14 protein-coding genes and 1 pseudogene are annotated in these 17,146 nt (G+C 34.7%); 13 read left to right on the top strand and 2 right to left on the bottom strand.

Going from position 1 to position 17,146, the window contains the following annotated elements; all coding sequences use genetic code 11:
- Nucleotides 1–224: 224 nt before the first annotated feature.
- The 13 genes from mscL (at nucleotide 225) to C6368_RS13320 (ending at nucleotide 12,883) form a co-directional block, all read left to right on the top strand.
- A complete protein-coding gene (gene mscL, locus C6368_RS13380; RefSeq protein WP_107039727.1) occupies nucleotides 225–653 on the top strand; it encodes a large-conductance mechanosensitive channel protein MscL in 429 nt (142 codons plus the stop codon).
- Between the two features lie 260 nt (nucleotides 654–913).
- Entirely contained in the window at nucleotides 914–1,591 is a 678-nt protein-coding gene (locus C6368_RS13375) for a response regulator transcription factor (protein ID WP_107039726.1), read from the top strand.
- Nucleotides 1,588–2,868, top strand: a complete 1,281-nt coding sequence (locus tag C6368_RS13370) for a sensor histidine kinase (protein WP_107039725.1) — start codon at nucleotides 1,588–1,590, stop codon at nucleotides 2,866–2,868. Before C6368_RS13375 ends, C6368_RS13370 begins: the two co-directional genes overlap by 4 nt.
- A 67-nt stretch (nucleotides 2,869–2,935) precedes the next feature.
- Complete coding sequence (locus C6368_RS13365; protein ID WP_107039724.1) at nucleotides 2,936–3,373, top strand: PepSY-like domain-containing protein; 438 nt, start codon at nucleotides 2,936–2,938, stop codon at nucleotides 3,371–3,373.
- A 32-nt stretch (nucleotides 3,374–3,405) separates the two neighbouring features.
- On the top strand, nucleotides 3,406–3,831 hold the full coding sequence (locus C6368_RS13360; RefSeq protein ID WP_107039796.1) for a PepSY-like domain-containing protein: 426 nt from the start codon (nucleotides 3,406–3,408) through the stop codon (nucleotides 3,829–3,831).
- Between the two features lie 267 nt (nucleotides 3,832–4,098).
- On the top strand, nucleotides 4,099–4,473 hold the full coding sequence (locus C6368_RS13355; protein ID WP_107039723.1) for a DUF1801 domain-containing protein: 375 nt from the start codon (nucleotides 4,099–4,101) through the stop codon (nucleotides 4,471–4,473).
- 34 nt (nucleotides 4,474–4,507) lie between these two features.
- Nucleotides 4,508–5,137: an alpha/beta hydrolase family protein gene (locus tag C6368_RS13350; RefSeq protein ID WP_107039722.1), complete on the top strand. Its 630-nt coding sequence runs from the start codon at nucleotides 4,508–4,510 to the stop codon at nucleotides 5,135–5,137.
- On the top strand, nucleotides 5,134–5,451 hold the full coding sequence (locus tag C6368_RS13345) for an energy transducer TonB (protein WP_107039721.1): 318 nt from the start codon (nucleotides 5,134–5,136) through the stop codon (nucleotides 5,449–5,451). Before C6368_RS13350 ends, C6368_RS13345 begins: the two co-directional genes overlap by 4 nt.
- Before the next feature lie 105 nt (nucleotides 5,452–5,556).
- Complete coding sequence (locus C6368_RS13340) at nucleotides 5,557–7,101, top strand: acyl-CoA carboxylase subunit beta (RefSeq protein WP_107039720.1); 1,545 nt, start codon at nucleotides 5,557–5,559, stop codon at nucleotides 7,099–7,101.
- A 334-nt stretch (nucleotides 7,102–7,435) separates the two neighbouring features.
- Nucleotides 7,436–8,575, top strand: a complete 1,140-nt coding sequence (locus C6368_RS13335) for a methionine aminotransferase (RefSeq protein ID WP_107039719.1) — start codon at nucleotides 7,436–7,438, stop codon at nucleotides 8,573–8,575.
- On the top strand, nucleotides 8,563–9,333 hold the full coding sequence (locus C6368_RS13330) for an amidohydrolase (RefSeq protein ID WP_107039718.1): 771 nt from the start codon (nucleotides 8,563–8,565) through the stop codon (nucleotides 9,331–9,333). The genes C6368_RS13335 and C6368_RS13330 overlap by 13 nt, the downstream gene beginning before the upstream one ends.
- Before the next feature lie 263 nt (nucleotides 9,334–9,596).
- Entirely contained in the window at nucleotides 9,597–11,153 is a 1,557-nt protein-coding gene (locus C6368_RS13325; protein ID WP_107039717.1) for a sensor histidine kinase, read from the top strand.
- A 251-nt stretch (nucleotides 11,154–11,404) separates the two neighbouring features.
- The gene (locus C6368_RS13320; RefSeq protein ID WP_107039716.1) at nucleotides 11,405–12,883 is read left to right on the top strand and encodes a T9SS type A sorting domain-containing protein; all 1,479 of its coding nucleotides are present in this window, start codon (nucleotides 11,405–11,407) and stop codon (nucleotides 12,881–12,883) included.
- A 412-nt stretch (nucleotides 12,884–13,295) separates the two neighbouring features.
- On the opposite strand, the gene acs is transcribed toward C6368_RS13320, so the two are convergent.
- The gene (gene acs, locus C6368_RS17655; protein WP_394336218.1) at nucleotides 13,296–15,230 is read right to left on the bottom strand and encodes an acetate--CoA ligase; all 1,935 of its coding nucleotides are present in this window, start codon (nucleotides 15,228–15,230) and stop codon (nucleotides 13,296–13,298) included.
- A gap of 159 nt (nucleotides 15,231–15,389) precedes the next feature.
- Nucleotides 15,390–17,144, bottom strand: a pseudogene (locus C6368_RS17650) (AMP-binding protein); the annotation flags it as partial.
- Between the last annotated feature and the right edge of the window lie 2 nt (nucleotides 17,145–17,146).

Genomic DNA, 17,146 nt, shown 5'->3' with positions numbered 1-17,146 from the left:
ATCAAGTTGTTGTTATCGAAGCGTATACTAAAAAAATTAGACACTTATTAATTATAGGATTTTATAACCTAACTTAATTATATTATTATTTTTACACTATGAAGCCTCTGTATATTAGACATCAACATCCTTAATTCTTGGATCAGATTTATAATTAATAAAGGAATTAAAGCTTTAAAAGAGCAATGGTATTTATCTAAATGTTTAACTAAAACAATTAAAAAATGAAGGAATTTAAAAAGTTTATTGCCAAGGGTAATGTAGTAGAAATGGCGGTTGGTCTTATTATGGCCACATATTTTGGAGCTATTGTTAAATCTTTTGTGAATGATATTTTGATGCCTCCAATTGGTAAATTATTGGGTGGTGTAGATTTTTCAGAATTAAAATATGTACTTCAAGCTGAGGTATTGGAAACAGCGGAAGGAGCTGGTGACGGAACTGCGGAAGTAGCAATTACTTACGGTGTTTTCATCAACACAATCATTACATTTTTAATTGTTGCTTTTGCAATATTTATGGTGGTTAAGGCATATAACAATATGAAAGAAAGAATGGCAAAAAAGGAAGAGGCAGCTCCAGCAGCTCCAGCGGCACCTTCAAAAGAAGAGGTTCTTTTAACTGAGATCAGAGATTTGTTGAAAAAACAATAGTAGAAATTAATTCTATATAGGGAGCCTAGACAGTAATGTCTGGGCTTTTTTGAGTTTAGACCTTAAGATTAAATTCAAATTAATTTTTGCTTTGCGGTGAATAAGTAGCTTATTCCCCTTAAATATGCGGTGAATAGTCCTTGAGAAGTTACGTACTTGAATATTTATTGAAAGCAAAACATTTATTCATACCATGAGTTAAAATTCCCAATTCTTTCCAAATTTGCATGGTATACTTGTCGAAGTATTAAATTTACAATATGAAGATATTGATCATCGAGGACGAAGTAGATTTACGTGAAACAATCAAAGAATCGCTTTTAAAAGAGAAATATATTGTGGAAAGCGCTGAAGATTTTACTTCGGCTTTAGACAAAATTTCAATTTATGATTACGATTGTATTTTACTGGATATAATGCTCCCAAATGGCAATGGTCTAGATCTTTTGGAAGAGCTTAAAAAAATGGGTAAATCCGAAAATGTAATAATTGTTTCAGCTAAAAACTCCTTAGATGACAAGGTCAAAGGCTTGGCACTAGGCGCTGATGATTATCTTACAAAACCATTCCATATTGCTGAATTAACGGCGAGAATTAAGGCTGTTTTAAGAAGAAAAAACTTTAATGGAAAGGATTGTATTGAAGTTGGAAATGTGAACTTAAACATTCAGGAGAGATCCCTTTTAATTGGTGCAGAATTAGTCCATCTAAATAAAAAGGAATTCGACATTTTGAATTATTTCATGAGCAATAAAGACCGTCTAGTAACAAAAACAGCCTTGGCAGAATATGTTTGGGGAGACCATATTGACCAAGCAGATAATTTTGATTTTATTTATTATCAAATAAAGAATTTGAGGAAAAAACTTGATCAAGCTGGTGCTAAAGTGAATATTGAAACCATTTATGGAATTGGATATAAATTAATTGAAAAATGAAACTCTTAAATCGATCTTTAATTTATCTTTCCTTGGTGTTTTTCATCATTATTGGTGTGTGGTCATTCATTTTTTATTTCAATCTGAAGGATGAAATCAGAGACAGTATTGATGATGGACTAGATAACAATCGACTGCTGATATTAATGAAAACGCACAGTGATCCTTCTCTCCTTTTTCAAGATGAATTTAGTGGAAATAACTTCAAAATTCATCCTGTTTCTAAAGAATCGGCACTTGCATATCGAGATATTTACAAGGACACGATGATGTACCGCATCAATGAAAATGACCTAGAACCCGTTCGTGTTTTGCATTCTGCTTTTGAACATGAAAATGACTATTATCGAATCACAGTTATTTCTTCTTTGGTTGAAGAAGATGACTTGATTGAAGATTCTTTCTGGAGCGTTGTTTGGTTGTTTATTATTCTGATAGTCAGTATTGTAGTTGTGAATAATTTTGTACTACGTAAAGTTTGGAATCCATTTTATGACATTCTTAATCAGTTAAAAACCTATCGTTTAGAAAAGAACAAAAATCCCATTGAAGCAAATTCAAATATTAAAGAGTTCATTCAATTACAAGAAGCTTCAAATACCTTAATCAACCATTCTAAAAAAGCATTTCAATCACAAAAAGAGTTTACGGAAAATGCTTCTCATGAACTCCAAACTCCAATTGCAATAATTATTGGAAAATTAGAATTGTTACTTGAGTCAAATAGTCTAAGCGAAGAAGACGCCGAAGCAATAGTTAAAGTGATTTCAATTACCGATCGTTTAAAACGTTTGAATAGTTCTCTTCTATTATTGACGAAAATTGAGAACAATCAATTTATTGAGCAGAATGTCATTTCAGTAAACGCATTAACGACAGATTATTTGTCGAATTATGAGGACTTATTGGAATTTAAAGGAATAAAATTGGAGTTAGATTTAGCAACTGATTTGAAAATAAAAATGAATGCCTCTCTTGCTGGAATTTTACTTTCTAATCTGATTAAAAATGCTATTTCTCACAATAAAAAGAAGGGCAGAATAAGTATTCAAATTAGTGATGAGGAATTTATAATTATTAATTCAGGATTAGCGTCAGCTTTAAATTCAAATCGTATTTTTAATAGGTTTGAAAAAGATCAGTCTAAGTTAGATAGTACAGGTTTAGGATTGTCATTAAGTGAAGCGATTTGTTATTCTTATCAGTTGAAAATTGAATACAGTTTTGTCAATGATGAACATCGTTTTTCGATTAATTTTAAAAATATCCTGGCTTAGTCATAAATTCCAAATTCTTTCCAGATTCATGGCATAGATTTGTAGTATAAATTTAAAAAAAAGTAAGATGAAAAGTAAAGTAGTTCAGTTATTCGCGGTATTAATTTTTGGATCAAGTGCTGTTTTTGCACAAGACATTCCACAAAGTCAAGTTCCTTCTGTTATTCTAAATAATTTCAAGAAAGAATTCCCAAAAGCAAATGATATTGAATGGGAATTGAAAGGGGAAACATATAATGTTGAATTCGAAATTAGTTGGAATTCAGATTATGAAGCTTGGTACAGTGCAGATGGAAAAATGATTCGCTATACACAAGATATTAATAATTCAGACTTTCCTAAATCAGTATTAAATTCTATAAAAACAAAATATAGTGACTATCGTATTGATGACGCAAAGAAAATAGTAATAAATGGAGTTGAAACTTACAGGGTAGAGTTAGAAAAAGGACAAGAAGAAATGGATGTTCTTTTCTCTAAAGATGGAAAAGTGATTCCGTTTTAATCTTGGTTAAAAAACGAATAATAAAAAAAGAAATGAAACAAGTATTAAGTTTATTGGTTGTGCTGGCTGTATTAACCAGTTGTAATAAAGAAGAGATTATTGGTTCAGGCGATTTGCCAAGTGAAATCAGTGAATATGTGACAACTCATTTTCCAAATAATGTAATCATTCAGAGCATTGAGGATAAAGATGGTTTCACCAAGACTTACGATGTAATATTGGAAGGAAGTATTTCTTTAGAGTTCAATAGAAAAAAAGAAATTATTGAGATCGATGGGGTTTCTGAACTTCCGAAGAGTGTTATTCCAACGAAAATCAGCGCTTATGTTGAAGTAAATTACCCAACAAATTTCATTACAGATTGGGAATTAGACGATAAAAACCAACAAATTGAATTGGACAATGAAATGGATTTAGAATTCAATATGGATGGAGATTTTTTAAAAATCGATAGCTGATTTTAAGTCAAAATTTTATTTAAAAACGGTTTGGGAGTTTCTCAAACCGTTTTTTTATGGTTTAGAATTAATCCTTAAATTTACAGGGCATCTCTAATAACTCTGTTTGGAATGATAAGGAAGTTATTTTATTCAAATACTAGGCGCTGAAAACGGAGTTTAGCTGGGCTAAATGAGTATTTCGGTAATGAAGTATTTGGAAAAAAGAACAAGTTAGCAACCAAAGTAGAGTTTTTAGAGGTGCCCTAAAATCAGAATCCATTTTCAATGAGCGAAGAACTACACGATTATTACCTAAAAAGAGAAGAGCCCAACAAAAGTTGCATGCTCGCATTACGCGATTTTATCTTAGAACAAGATGAAAATGTGAGTGAAACTAGAAAATGGAATTCACCATGTTTTTGCTATAAAAACAGAATGTTTTGCTTTCTAATGGTCGATAAAAAAACGAATCATCCGTATTTATTGATGGTGGAAGGTGCTCGATTGGATTTCCCTGAATTGATTCAAGGAGATCGAAAACGCATGAAAACTTTACCCATAGATCCGAACGCTGATTTACCCATTGATTTGATAAATAGTATTCTTCAAAATGCAGTTGAGTTTTACAGAAATGGAACAATAAAAGTTAAAGAGCTTTAAATCCAAAACATATATTCTTAACTCAGAAAACAACATGAAAATATTTGCACTCAGCGGTCTAGGAGCGGATGAAAGAGTCTTCAAGTTTTTGGAGCTTGAACATGAATTAATTCCTGTTTTATGGCTTGAACCTAGTTCAAAAGAGTCAATTATTGATTATTCCAAACGACTGATTGTAGAATATGGAATTGACAAAGAAGAACATTTTGGAATTTTAGGACTAAGTTTTGGTGGGTTAGTGGCTGTTGAAATGAGTAAAATTTTAAACCCAAAATTTACTGTTTTAATTTCATCGGTTGAAAGGAAAAATGAATTGAGAAGCTTTTTTAAACTACCAGGCAGCGTTTTCTTTTTGAAGCTCCTTCCAAAATGGATGTTTATGCCTCCAAAACCAATTGCACGATTTTTATTCAGTGCAGAGAACAAGGAATTGTTGTATTCAATTCTAGATGATACAAATTTAACTTTCGCCAAATGGGCCGTTTTGGAATTAGTGAGTTGGAAAAACACGAATAAATTAGAAAACCTGATTAAAATTGGTGGTTCAAAAGACAGAATACTTCCTCCAAAAGGAAAAAACGGAATTATCATCGATGGGGGAGGACACTTCATGATTGTTGATAAAGCAAATCAAGTGAGCAAAATCATAAATAGAGAAATATGAAACCGATATTAAAAAATATTTTCATTGTGTTTTCATTCCTACTTTCCTTTTCAGCGTATTCACAAAGCGAGAAGGAAAATATTCAGAAGAATGTGGTAGCTGATTCAGCTCGATTGATTGTAACTTTTATTGTTGAAACTACCGGCGAAATAACAAACGCCAAGGTTGAAAAAATAGAATGTAAATCTTGTAGTAGAAAGCATAAAAAAGACCTGAAGTCTGAAGCTTTGAGAGTAGTAAATTCAATGGAGGATTGGAAACCTATTGAAAAAAGAACGAAATGTAGGTTGCCGATGAAATTTATTCTGGATTAATCTTTATTATTTAGATTTTAACCTTTCATTTATCATTATCAATCTCAATTAAAAAAATCTTACGATATTTAACGCCTATCTAAGAAAGTACAGAAAGAAGATATTATGGAAGACATCAATAAAAAGTTAATAGAAAAACGCGAAGAAGCAATGTTAGGTGGAGGTCAACACAGAATTGACAGCCAACATAAGAAAGGTAAACTAACTGCTCGCGAGCGAATTACACTTTTGTTGGATGAAAACTCATTTCAAGAAATGGGAATGTTCGTTGAACACCGGTCAAAGGATTTTGGATTAGACAAAGAAAAATACCCTGGAGATGGAGTTGTAACAGGTTATGGAACTATTCATGGCCGACCAATTTATGTTTTTTCTCAAGATTTTACTGTTTTAGGAGGTTCGCTTTCTGAAACGTATGCAGAGAAAATTTGTAAAATTATGGACCTTGCAATGAAGAGTCAAACACCAATTATTGGGTTGAATGATTCAGGAGGAGCAAGGATTCAAGAAGGTGTTGTTTCATTGGCTGGTTACGCTGATATTTTCTACAGAAACACAAGAGCATCTGGTGTAATTCCACAATTGAGTGTAATTATGGGACCATGTGCGGGTGGAGCGGTTTATTCACCAGCATTAACGGATTTTGTTTTCATGGTAGAAGACACTTCGTATATGTTCGTAACAGGACCAAACGTTGTAAAAACAGTTACACACGAAGAAGTAACTTCGGAAGATTTAGGTGGAGCAAAAGCACACGCTGAGAAATCTGGTGTGAATCACTTTACAAGTCCAAACGATGTAACAGTTTTAAAAGAAGTGCGTGACTTAATGACGTATTTACCTCAGAACTGGCAATCATTGGCGCCACACAAAAAGAACTTTCATTATGATGAAAAGAAGTTAGAAACAATTGCTTCTATTTTACCAGAAAATAACAATATGCCTTACGATATTCGTGAGGTAATAGAGCACACAATTGATGACGATTCTTTCAGAGAAGTACACAAAGATTTCGCTACAAATATCGTTGTAGGTTTTGCGCGTATTGAAGGAAGAACGATTGGTATTGTTGCCAATCAACCAATTTCTTTGGCAGGAGTTTTAGACATTGATTCTTCAAGAAAAGGAGCGCGTTTTGTACGTTTCTGTGATGCGTTCAATATTCCATTATTAACTTTCGAAGATGTACCAGGATTCTTACCAGGAACAGATCAAGAATGGAACGGAATTATTTCGCACGGAGCCAAGCTTTTATTTGCATTCAGTGAAGCAACTGTTCCACGTGTGACCGTTATTACGCGTAAAGCATACGGAGGAGCGTTTGATGTAATGAATTCTAAAAACATCGGTGCAGATTTCAATTTTGCATGGCCAACGGCAGAAATTGCAGTAATGGGAGCAAAAGGAGCAGCAGAAATTATTTTCCGTCGCGAAATTGCAGCGGCAGAAGATCCAGTTGCCAAGTTAGCAGAGAAAGAAGCAGAATACGCAGAAATGTTCGCTAATCCATATAGAGCAGCAGAACGTGGAATCATTGATGATGTAATCAAACCATCAGAAACAAGAAGTAGAATTGCGAATGCATTCAAGATTTTAGAAAACAAAAAAGAAGAATTACCTGCGAAAAAGCATGGTAATATTCCAATGTAGGAACAGAATTCAGGGAGAGGGAGAAAAACAAGAGATTTGAGTGTGTAACCTCAGAGGTTTTACCTTTTGTGTTTTTACATGTAATTCTGCTAAATCAGACAGTTTTTCTTTAAGCCAAACTTTTATAAGTCCCAAAGGGACGACATTTATTAGCCAAGGACAGAAGTCCTTGGCTTTATGTTATGGTTTTTTTGAAGTCCTGTAGGGACGTTAAAATATTTCATATCGTGTTTCCCTTTTGTCTTAATGTAAAGCTCCAATTACAATTCAAACCAAAAAAAACACCAAACCAAAAGATTTCATTACTTTAATGCTCGAACAATTTACAAAGTAAATGAGCAAAATAAAATCAAAATTACCCCATGTTGGAACTACTATTTTTAGTGTGATGTCCAAAATGGCGGCAGAACATAACGCAATAAATTTATCACAAGGTTTTCCAAATTTTCCCGTAGCGCCAGAATTGGTTGAGAACTATAAGAAAGTAATAGAAGGAGAATACCACCAATATATGCCAATGCCAGGTTCGCCTCGTTTATTGGTTGAAATCAGTGAGAAGGTTTCCAAACACTATGGTAGAAATGTTAACCCGGAAGAAGAGGTTTTGGTTACTTCTGGAGCAACACAGGCAATTTATACGGTAATTCAAGCCATTATTCATCGTGAAGATGAGGCAATAGTTTTAGACCCATCCTATGACTGTTATGCGCCTTCTGTTGAATTAGCAGGAGGGAAGCCAATTCATGTTAATATGGAAGCTGACTTCTCCGTGGATTGGAACAAAGTTGAAGACGCTATTTCTGCAAAAACAAAATTATTGATTATTAATAACCCTCACAATCCAGGAGGAACAGTTTTTTCTGAAGCAGATATGCAAGCTATTGAGCTCATCATGGAAAGGAATCCACATGTTTATTTACTTTCGGATGAGGTGTATGAATTCATTCATTTCGAACAAAAACACATTTCTGTTAATACCCGAAAAGCAATTCGAGAACGATCGTTTATTGTTTCATCTTTTGGAAAAACCTTTCACGTAACGGGTTGGAAAATTGGTTATCTCGTTGCTCCAAAATTCTTAATGGAGGAGGTGAAAAAAATTCATCAATATGTTGTTTTTTGTGTGAACAGCACAGCGCAACAAACATTGTCAAATTATTTACCTCAAGCAGATTTATCTCAATTGGGTGAATTTTACCAGAAAAAACGTGATTTCTTTCGTGGATTGATGAAAAATAGTCGATTTGAACTCTTGGATTGCCAAGGAACGTATTTTCAAGTGGCACGATACAATGAAATTAGTAACTTAGGCGATGTTGATTTTGCTACAGAAATGACTCAAAAACATGGAGTGGCGGTGATTCCAGTTTCAGGTTTCAATAAAGACCAACATGACGATCATTTGATTCGTTTTTGTTTTGCAAAAGACGAGGAAACTATTATTAAAGCGACAGAAAAATTATGCAAGATTTAAAAGTAAGTTTGATTCAATGTGATCAAGTTTGGGAAGATAAAAAAGCCAATCTATCGCATTACGAAACGATGTTAAAAGAAGTTCAACTGCCAACAGATATTGTCGTTTTACCCGAAATGTTTCAAACTGCATTTACGATGAATGCTGTTGAAATGGCCGAATCTATTGATGGCGAAAGTGTACAATGGTTGAAAAAAATGGCGGCGAAATATGATTGTGCTGTGACCGCTTCGTTGATTATTAAAGATGGGAAGGAATATAATAACCGTATGGTTTTTATTCAAGCAGATGGATCAATTCAACAATACAACAAGCGTAAATTATTTGGCTTGGCAAAAGAAGACGAAACCTATACAGCTGGAACAGAAAATACCATTTTTGAATATAAAGGTTGGAAGGTTTTATTGCAAGTTTGCTATGACTTGAGATTTCCGGAAATTTCTCGAAATTCAGTGAAAGATGACCAATTTGAATACGATTTACTCATAAATGTTGCGAATTGGCCAGAAAAACGCAGTTTACATTGGAGAACTTTGTTGCAAGCAAGAGCGATAGAAAATCAATCTTATGTGATTGGTGTGAATAGAGTAGGAGAGGACAAGAATGGTTTAAACTATTCAGGCGATTCATGTATTATTGCTCCTTCAGGAATGATTGTAAGCTTGGTTTCTCATGATGAACATGTGGTGAATGAAGAATTAGAAAGTGAGACACTGAAAGAGGTGAGGAAAAAAATGCCTTTTTTGAAGGATAGATGAAAATATGCAGCAACGGGATGAAATCTCGCAGCAGCTTGGGTGCCGATAAAAATCGGCAGGGAGAGAGGTTTACAAATAAGCTACCTTCATTGGAACTGATTTTACTTTTTACTAATTGATAATAGGGGTTAAATTTCTAGTTCCTAAATGTGAGTTGATTACGTCTCCCCCTTCGGAGGGGGCTGGGGGGAGGATTCGGAAAAATTATTTTTTAAATATGATAACCAATTTTAGAACGTTATAACAACAGAAAAACCCAATAAATGAAGCTCTATTCAAATAAACAAAAATGGAAAATTGCGTTGCTTTTTATCGCTCTAGCTTTAGTTGGTGCCTCATTGTATGCCTCCAATAAAATTGTGAATGAAGTTGCTAAACGAGAACGAGAACGTGTAACTCAATGGGCTGATGCAATAAAAAAACGTGCTGAACTCGTGCGCTTGACCAATAATTCTTTCGAGGAATTGCGTAAAAAAGAGTTGAGCGAAATGCAATTGTGGATTGATGCAACAAAAGAAATTTCGCGTAAAACTTCACTTGATAGTCAACAATCGTATGAATTTCCTCTAAAAATTATCAACAGAAATGATGATATTCCGGTAATCGTTTTGGATCAAGAAAATTCTGTTTCGACTTTTATAAATATTCAACTTTCAAAAGAAGAACTTTCAACAGGTTTTCCTGAAAAAAGCGAGAAAGAAATTGAAAAATTGTTTACAGATACCTTGGTTAAATTGGCCTATAGTTGGGAAAAAATTAACCCTTCATTTACGATTGAAGTTTATGATGACTTATTCATGACTTATTTCTATAATGATTCACGAAATATTTTGCGTTTGGAGGAAGAAAGAGACTCACTTTTTCAAGCTTTTAATACAGAATTAATTGAAAATGCAGAACTTGTTCCTGTTGTTCTGACAGATAGTTCAAAACAAAAGGTTATTGCTTCAAATTTACTCAAAGACACACTCAATGGTCAAGAATTGACTATTAGATTAAACGAGTTGTCAGAAGAAAATATTCCAATTAAAATTCGTTTTTCTGAAAATGAAGTGAGTTATGTTTTTTATGCTACGAGTCCTGAACTGGTTCAATTACAGTATTTTCCATTTATTCAGTTTGGAATAATTTTCCTATTTATACTAATCGGCTACATCATTTTTAGTACATTCAGAAAAGCAGAACAAAACAAAGTTTGGGCGGGAATGGCCAAAGAAACAGCTCACCAATTAGGAACCCCAATTTCGTCATTAATGGCATGGGTACAACTCCTAGAAGGCATGGACAACATGGAAGATATTTCAAAGGAAATGAACAAAGATGTTGAAAGACTTTCACAGGTAACAGATCGTTTTTCAAAAATTGGTGCCAGTACACAACTGAATGATTTAGATATTGTAAAAACGACAACTCATTTCTTAGATTATTTCAGAACGCGTTTTCCACAAAAAGTAGAACTCACTTTTACTTCATCAGATGATGAAATTAATATTCCGCACAATGCTGCATTATTTGAATGGGTGATAGAAAACATCAGTAAAAATGCCATTGATGCGATGGAAGGTGTTGGTAAATTAGACATCAGCATTAATCAAATTAATGGGCAAATACTCATCGATATAAGCGACACTGGTAAGGGAATGACAATAGCTCAACAAAGAAGTGTTTTCCAACCAGGATTCACAACCAAAAAGCGCGGTTGGGGATTAGGTTTACCACTCGCCAAAAGAATCATACATGAATACCACAAAGGAAGATTAAAGATTTTAAATTCAGAAGTAGGGAAGGGGACAACTTTTAGGATAATCTTGTCGCCTTAATTTTCCATATTTTATAATTTCAATTAGTTGGGGATTCATTCCCACCAATAGAGTCAACTCACACAATCTCTTACCGTTTCATCGGCTTGAAATTTAGGTTTGTAATTTTGAATTTAATTCAAACTGAAATTGTTTTATAGTTTTTGGTCTATTGGTAAAGTATCCGATAAGCATTTAAATTAATACCTTCTTAATTTTTAGTTAATCAGTGGTTTTTAGTTCTCAGTACTTTTGTACAAAAATTAAAAATTATGAAAAAACAATTACTTTTAGTCCTTTCCTTTGCAATGACATTTTTTGCTCAATCGCAGAATGAAACCCTTATGTATTACTGGCATTTTAACAATGCAGAAAATGAACTTGTTGATGTTGGAGGAGACGATCAATTCGTAGCACCATTGCAAGCAGATTTTACCGTTTCTGGTTTGATGGGAGAAATGGACTACGTTGGCACAGGTGGGTATTGGGATGTTAGAACTTACCGAACAGATGATCCAGTTTCAAACCTTAACTTACAACAAGGAGAAATTGCCGATGACGGAGCAGTTTTACGTTTAAGAAACCCTTCAGATGCCAAAGAATTAATTATCACATCTGCTACTTCAGGTTATGAAGGAATTATTGTGAATTTCGCAACGGTAAGAACTGGAAGCGGAGCACAAGAGCAAGAATTCCATTACTCAACTGATAACGGAACAACATGGACTCAAGTTGATGCTACTTACCCTGTGAATGAATTAGATGTTGTAGCTGACTGGGAGTTAAAAACTTTCGATCTTAGTACTGTGGCTGGTTTAGATGATAATGACCAAGTTCAATTTAAAATTGTTGCTGCGGGTGTAGGAATTGAGAACACTAGTGGAAACAACAGAATTGATAACTTCTCTATTTCGGGAACTCCAGTAGCAACTCAAACTTCAGACTTAATTTATTACTGGCACTTTAACAACCTTGATGCTTCTACAGCGGATGTAAATACAATTGCTGCTGACTTCTCTTTGATGCCAAACTTTACTCCAAATATGGTTTATACTGGTTCTAGCAATAGAGATATCGATGATTACGATACAGGTTCTTCAATTAATCTACAACAAGGAGAAACTGAAGGAATTGCGGCGCGTGTAAGAAATCGATCTGAAGGTCGTTCATTGATTTTTAACATGTCTACTGCAGGAGTAGAGGATGTTATTTTCGAATATGTAATTCACCGTTCTGGTTCAGGAATGTTGCAAAATGTTATTGAATATAGCACAGATGGTGGAGCAACTTTCACTCAAGCTGGATTAACTGCATCTACTTTCGATATTGAAGAAACATATGAATTGGTTTCAGTTGACTTTGATGGAATAGCTGCTGTTAACAACAATGCGGATTTCCAAATTAAAATTACTTGGGTTGGAAATACTGATCAAGATAACGGAAACAATAGATACGATAACATTACTTTGAAAGGTACAGTGAATGGAAATTTATCTACTGAAAATATTTCGTCAGTAAAGGAATTAAATCTTTACCCAAATCCAACAACTGATGTATTTAATATTTCATCTGTTGATAGATTACAAAATGTTACTATTTATGACGTTACAGGACAAGTGGTTTATAATTCTAACTTCTTCAACAACAATATGGCGACTGTTTCAACCTTAAACTGGAACAAAGGAGTTTATATTGTGAAAGTAAAAACATTTTCAAATACTGTTTCACAACACAGATTGATTAAAAAATAAGACCAACAACTACAGTTTGAAGAGAGCCGTTTCGTAAGGAACGGCTCTTTTTTTGCTAAAGTGTCATTGGGAAAACCCCCTTTTTAATTTTTAATAGAATTGTTATCCTGAAAATGGAGGGAATCAAAAGTTTTCCAACAGAGGAATCTCTTTTTAATTTGAGGCTTAAACTTTTCTACCCATAAAAAATCCCCGAACTAATCATAGAACGGGGAATTTGAGTTTATATCATTCCATCAAAACACTTTTTCCTCTAAATAGTGTCGGCAAGAAAACTAGCGTTTTTCAAGTCTTTGATAAGAAAGCTTCAAAGACAAGGCTTGTGAAGTTTTTAATTTTTAGGAGTTTATCTTTATAAATGACTGAAATTTAAAACAAGCATAACGCAGTATTTGGAGTTTTCTTGCAAAGACTAAAGAACTTCTTTCACTTTTTCAATAATCTCATCCACAATTGATGGATCAAGTAGAGTAGAAGTATCCCCTAAGTTCTCCATTTCATTGGAAGAAACTTTTCTTAAAATCCTTCTCATAATTTTACCACTTCGGGTTTTCGGTAATCCAGATACGAAGTGAATTCTATCCAGTTTTGCAATTGGACCTATACTGCTAGAAATTAGATTGTTGATCTCTTTTTGTAGATTCTCCGGATTTCTTGTTTCATCTTTCAATATAATGAATCCTGCAAGCGCATTCCCTTTGATATCGTGAGGGAAACCAATAATTGCTGATTCAGCCACTGCAGGGTGTTCATTAATCGCGTTTTCGATTGGAGCTGTTCCTAAATTGTGTCCAGAAACAATCACAACATCATCCACACGACCAGTAATTCTATAGTAACCAACTTCATCTCTCAAAGCTCCGTCTCCAGTGAAATACATTCCTTTGTAAGCAGAGAAATAGGTATCGATATACCTTTGGTGATCGCCATAAACTGTTCGCGCCATACTAGGCCAAGGGAACTTAATACAAAGTCTTCCTGCTGTACTATTTCCTTGAATTTCTTTCCCTTCTTCATCCATTAACGCTGGTTGAATTCCAGGCAAAGGTAAAGTAGCAAATGTCGGTTTTGTAGGTGTAACGAATGGAATAGGAGAAATCATAATTCCACCTGTTTCTGTTTGCCACCAAGTATCAACAATTGGTGCTTTTTTCTTACCAATATTGTCGTTGTACCAGTGCCATGCTTCTTCATTTATTGGTTCCCCAACTGATCCCAATACTTTCAATGATGATAAATCGTGTTTGTTCACAAAATCAATGTCTTGATTTGCAAGTGCACGAATTGCCGTTGGAGCTGTATAAAATTGATTCACCTTATACTTCTCTATGATTTCCCAGAAACGTCCGTAATCAGGATAAGAAGGCACTCCTTCGAAGATTATTGTTGTGGCACCGTTTAACAATGGACCATATAAAATATAACTGTGTCCGGTTATCCAACCAATATCAGCTGTACACCAATAAATATCACCGTCTTTATATTGGAACACATTTTTAAAAGAAAATGCAGTGTAAACCATGTATCCGGCCGTAGTGTGAACCATTCCTTTTGGTTTTCCTGTACTTCCAGAAGTATAAAGAACGAATAAAGGATCTTCTGCATCCATTTCTTCTGCTTCACATGTTTCCTCGGCGTAACTCAATTCTTTTTCTAACCATCTGTCACGACCAGCTTTCATTTCTACGTCAAGATTCGTACGGTTAGCAACAAGAACTGTTTCTACAATTGGGCAATTTTCCAATGCTTCATCAACAATCGATTTCAAATTTAATTTTTTAGCTCCTCGATATGAACCATCAGATGTAATGACCATTTTACAATCAGCATCGTTAATTCTTGAAGCTACGGCAGCTGCAGAGAATCCTGCGAATACCACTGAATGGATCGCTCCAATTCTAGCACAAGCCAATAATGCTACAGATAACTCAGGAATCATCGGTAGATAAATACAAATTCTATCCCCTTTTTTAGCGCCATTATTTTTTAGCACATTGGCCATTTTATTTACACGGATGGACAATTCTTTATAAGAAATATGTTGTGCGGCTTCTGTTGGGTCATTCGACTCCCAAATAATAGCTGTTTTATCTCCTTTTGATGCTAAATGTCTATCGATACAGTTTTCTGTAATGTTCAATTTTGCACCTTCAAACCATTTCACCGTAGATTCTTCTTTATTCCAGTCAAGAACTTTGTCCCATTTCTTTCTCCATGAGAAATTTCTTTCGGCGATAGTGCTCCAAAAACTTTCTGGATCGCTTTGAGAAATTCGGTTAAGATCAATGTATTTTTCTAATGAATCTACATTGTAATAAGAGTCAGTTAATGCTTTTAAAGAATTCACTAAAGTGTTTTTATCCTTAGCGAAAGCACCAATTTTTTCTTGAGAAAAGATTTCGATTAATTCTGAAATCACCATTGGTTCTTCAATAGTTGAAGGAATCACGTAGTCTTTTCCATCCACGATTTTACGTAATGTTTGACGCAATATTTTACCGCTTCGTGTTTTAGGTAAACGTTTGACAACAATTACTTTTTTCAAACAAGCCACTGGTCCAACTACATCACGCACAATTTGAACAACTTCGGTTTCTAATTGGAAGCTTTCATTGTATTCTTCACCAATTTTAGGCACAACAATCGCTAAAGGAATTTGTCCCTTAAGTGTGTCGTCAATTCCAATTACAGCACATTCGGCAACTGATTCATGGCTAGCAACAACCTCTTCCAATTGTGCGGTTGATAATCTATGTCCAGCAACGTTTATTACATCATCAATTCTACCAGTTACATAAACGTAGTCATCGGCATCAACGAATCCTCCATCACCTGAAAAGTAATAATCTTCGAATCTTTCATAATAGGCTGCTTGAGTTCGCTCTTTGGCTTTCCATAAAATTGGCATAAAACCTGGCGGAAGTGGCTTTTGAATAGTTAAATATCCTTCCTCACCTTTTGGTGCTAATTCTCCGGCTTCGTTCAGCACTTGGACATTGTAACCCGGTACAGATTTACCAACAGAACCTTCTTTTACCGGGAATTTCTCTAGTCCCATAAAATTCGCTACGATTGGCCAACCAGATTCTGTTTGCCACCAGTGATCAATAACAGGAACTTGCAACATTTTTTCGGACCATCTTAACGTTGCAGTATCGCAACGTTCACCCGCCAAAAATTGATATTTCAATGAAGAAATGTCATATTTTTTAATTAAATCTCCGTTTGGATCCTCTTTTTTAATTGCTCTAAATGCTGTTGGTGCTGTAAACATCACATTTACCTTGTGATCTTCGATAACACGCCAAAAAGAACCCGCATCCGGAGTACGAACTGGTTTTCCTTCGTAAATAATGGTGGTGTTTCTATTTAATAGCGCCCCATAAACAATGTAACTGTGCCCAACAACCCAACCAACGTCAGATGCAGCCCAGAATACTTCTCCTGGTTTTGCATCGTAAATTGTACGCATTGAAAAATGTAAGGCTGTGGCATAACCTCCAGTGTCGCGAACAACACCTTTTGGTGTTCCTGTTGTTCCAGAAGTATATAAAATGTAAAGTGGGTGATCAGCTTTTACAGGAACTGCCTCTATTGGTTCACTTTTCATGACCAATTCATTGTAATCTACATCATAAGATTTATGCTCGGATTCTACCCCCAATTTTCGGTTGTAGATCACAACTTTTTCCGGTTTGTGTTTTGCTTTTTCAATGGCTTCATCCACCATTGGTTTGTACGCAATTAATCGGTCAACTTCAATTCCTGATGATGCGGTGATAAGCACTTTTGGTTTTGCATCGTCAATACGTGCAGCTAATTCATCTGGTGCGAATCCGCCAAAAACTACAGAGTGAATTGCTCCAATTCTAGCACAAGCCAACATACTGAAAAGTGCGTGAGAAATCATGGGCATGTAAATTACCACAGTATCTCCTTTTTCAACTCCTAAACTTCTCAATCCACTTGCCAGTTTTGCAACTTTTTCATGGACTTGATTAAATGTATGTTTGACTTGCTTTTGTCGAACGGCAGAATCATAAATCACCGCGATTTGGTCTCCAAAACCGTCCTCAATATGCTTGTCTATACATAGATAACTCATGTTTAATTTTCCATCCGTAAACCAATTCGAACTTCCATCTTCTCCTTCGGAGTACCCTTTTGTTGGCTGTTTATACCAACTTAAACGTTTGGCTTCGTCTAGCCAAAATTCATTGGCTTCTTTCTCACTTCTTGTTTTTTCTTCTGAATAACTCATCT

It is taken from the genome of Brumimicrobium mesophilum (assembly GCF_003025005.1).
GTDB lineage: Bacteria > Bacteroidota > Bacteroidia > Flavobacteriales_D > Crocinitomicaceae > Brumimicrobium > Brumimicrobium mesophilum.
This window is presented reverse-complemented; position numbering and strand designations above follow the sequence as displayed.

What these genes read in the sequence shown, in the direction of transcription:
- C6368_RS13360 (WP_107039796.1), top strand. Translation starts at nt 3,406, where the DNA reads ATGAAACAAGTATTAAGTTTATTGGTTGTGCTGGCTGTATTAACCAGT.
- C6368_RS13365 (WP_107039724.1), top strand. Translation starts at nt 2,936, where the DNA reads ATGAAAAGTAAAGTAGTTCAGTTATTCGCGGTATTAATTTTTGGATCA.
- mscL (WP_107039727.1), top strand. Translation starts at nt 225, where the DNA reads ATGAAGGAATTTAAAAAGTTTATTGCCAAGGGTAATGTAGTAGAAATG.
- C6368_RS13320 (WP_107039716.1), top strand. Translation starts at nt 11,405, where the DNA reads ATGAAAAAACAATTACTTTTAGTCCTTTCCTTTGCAATGACATTTTTT.
- C6368_RS13330 (WP_107039718.1), top strand. Translation starts at nt 8,563, where the DNA reads ATGCAAGATTTAAAAGTAAGTTTGATTCAATGTGATCAAGTTTGGGAA.
- C6368_RS13350 (WP_107039722.1), top strand. Translation starts at nt 4,508, where the DNA reads ATGAAAATATTTGCACTCAGCGGTCTAGGAGCGGATGAAAGAGTCTTC.
- C6368_RS13355 (WP_107039723.1), top strand. Translation starts at nt 4,099, where the DNA reads ATGAGCGAAGAACTACACGATTATTACCTAAAAAGAGAAGAGCCCAAC.
- C6368_RS13340 (WP_107039720.1), top strand. Translation starts at nt 5,557, where the DNA reads ATGGAAGACATCAATAAAAAGTTAATAGAAAAACGCGAAGAAGCAATG.
- C6368_RS13335 (WP_107039719.1), top strand. Translation starts at nt 7,436, where the DNA reads ATGAGCAAAATAAAATCAAAATTACCCCATGTTGGAACTACTATTTTT.
- C6368_RS13370 (WP_107039725.1), top strand. Translation starts at nt 1,588, where the DNA reads ATGAAACTCTTAAATCGATCTTTAATTTATCTTTCCTTGGTGTTTTTC.
- C6368_RS13345 (WP_107039721.1), top strand. Translation starts at nt 5,134, where the DNA reads ATGAAACCGATATTAAAAAATATTTTCATTGTGTTTTCATTCCTACTT.
- C6368_RS13325 (WP_107039717.1), top strand. Translation starts at nt 9,597, where the DNA reads ATGAAGCTCTATTCAAATAAACAAAAATGGAAAATTGCGTTGCTTTTT.
- C6368_RS13375 (WP_107039726.1), top strand. Translation starts at nt 914, where the DNA reads ATGAAGATATTGATCATCGAGGACGAAGTAGATTTACGTGAAACAATC.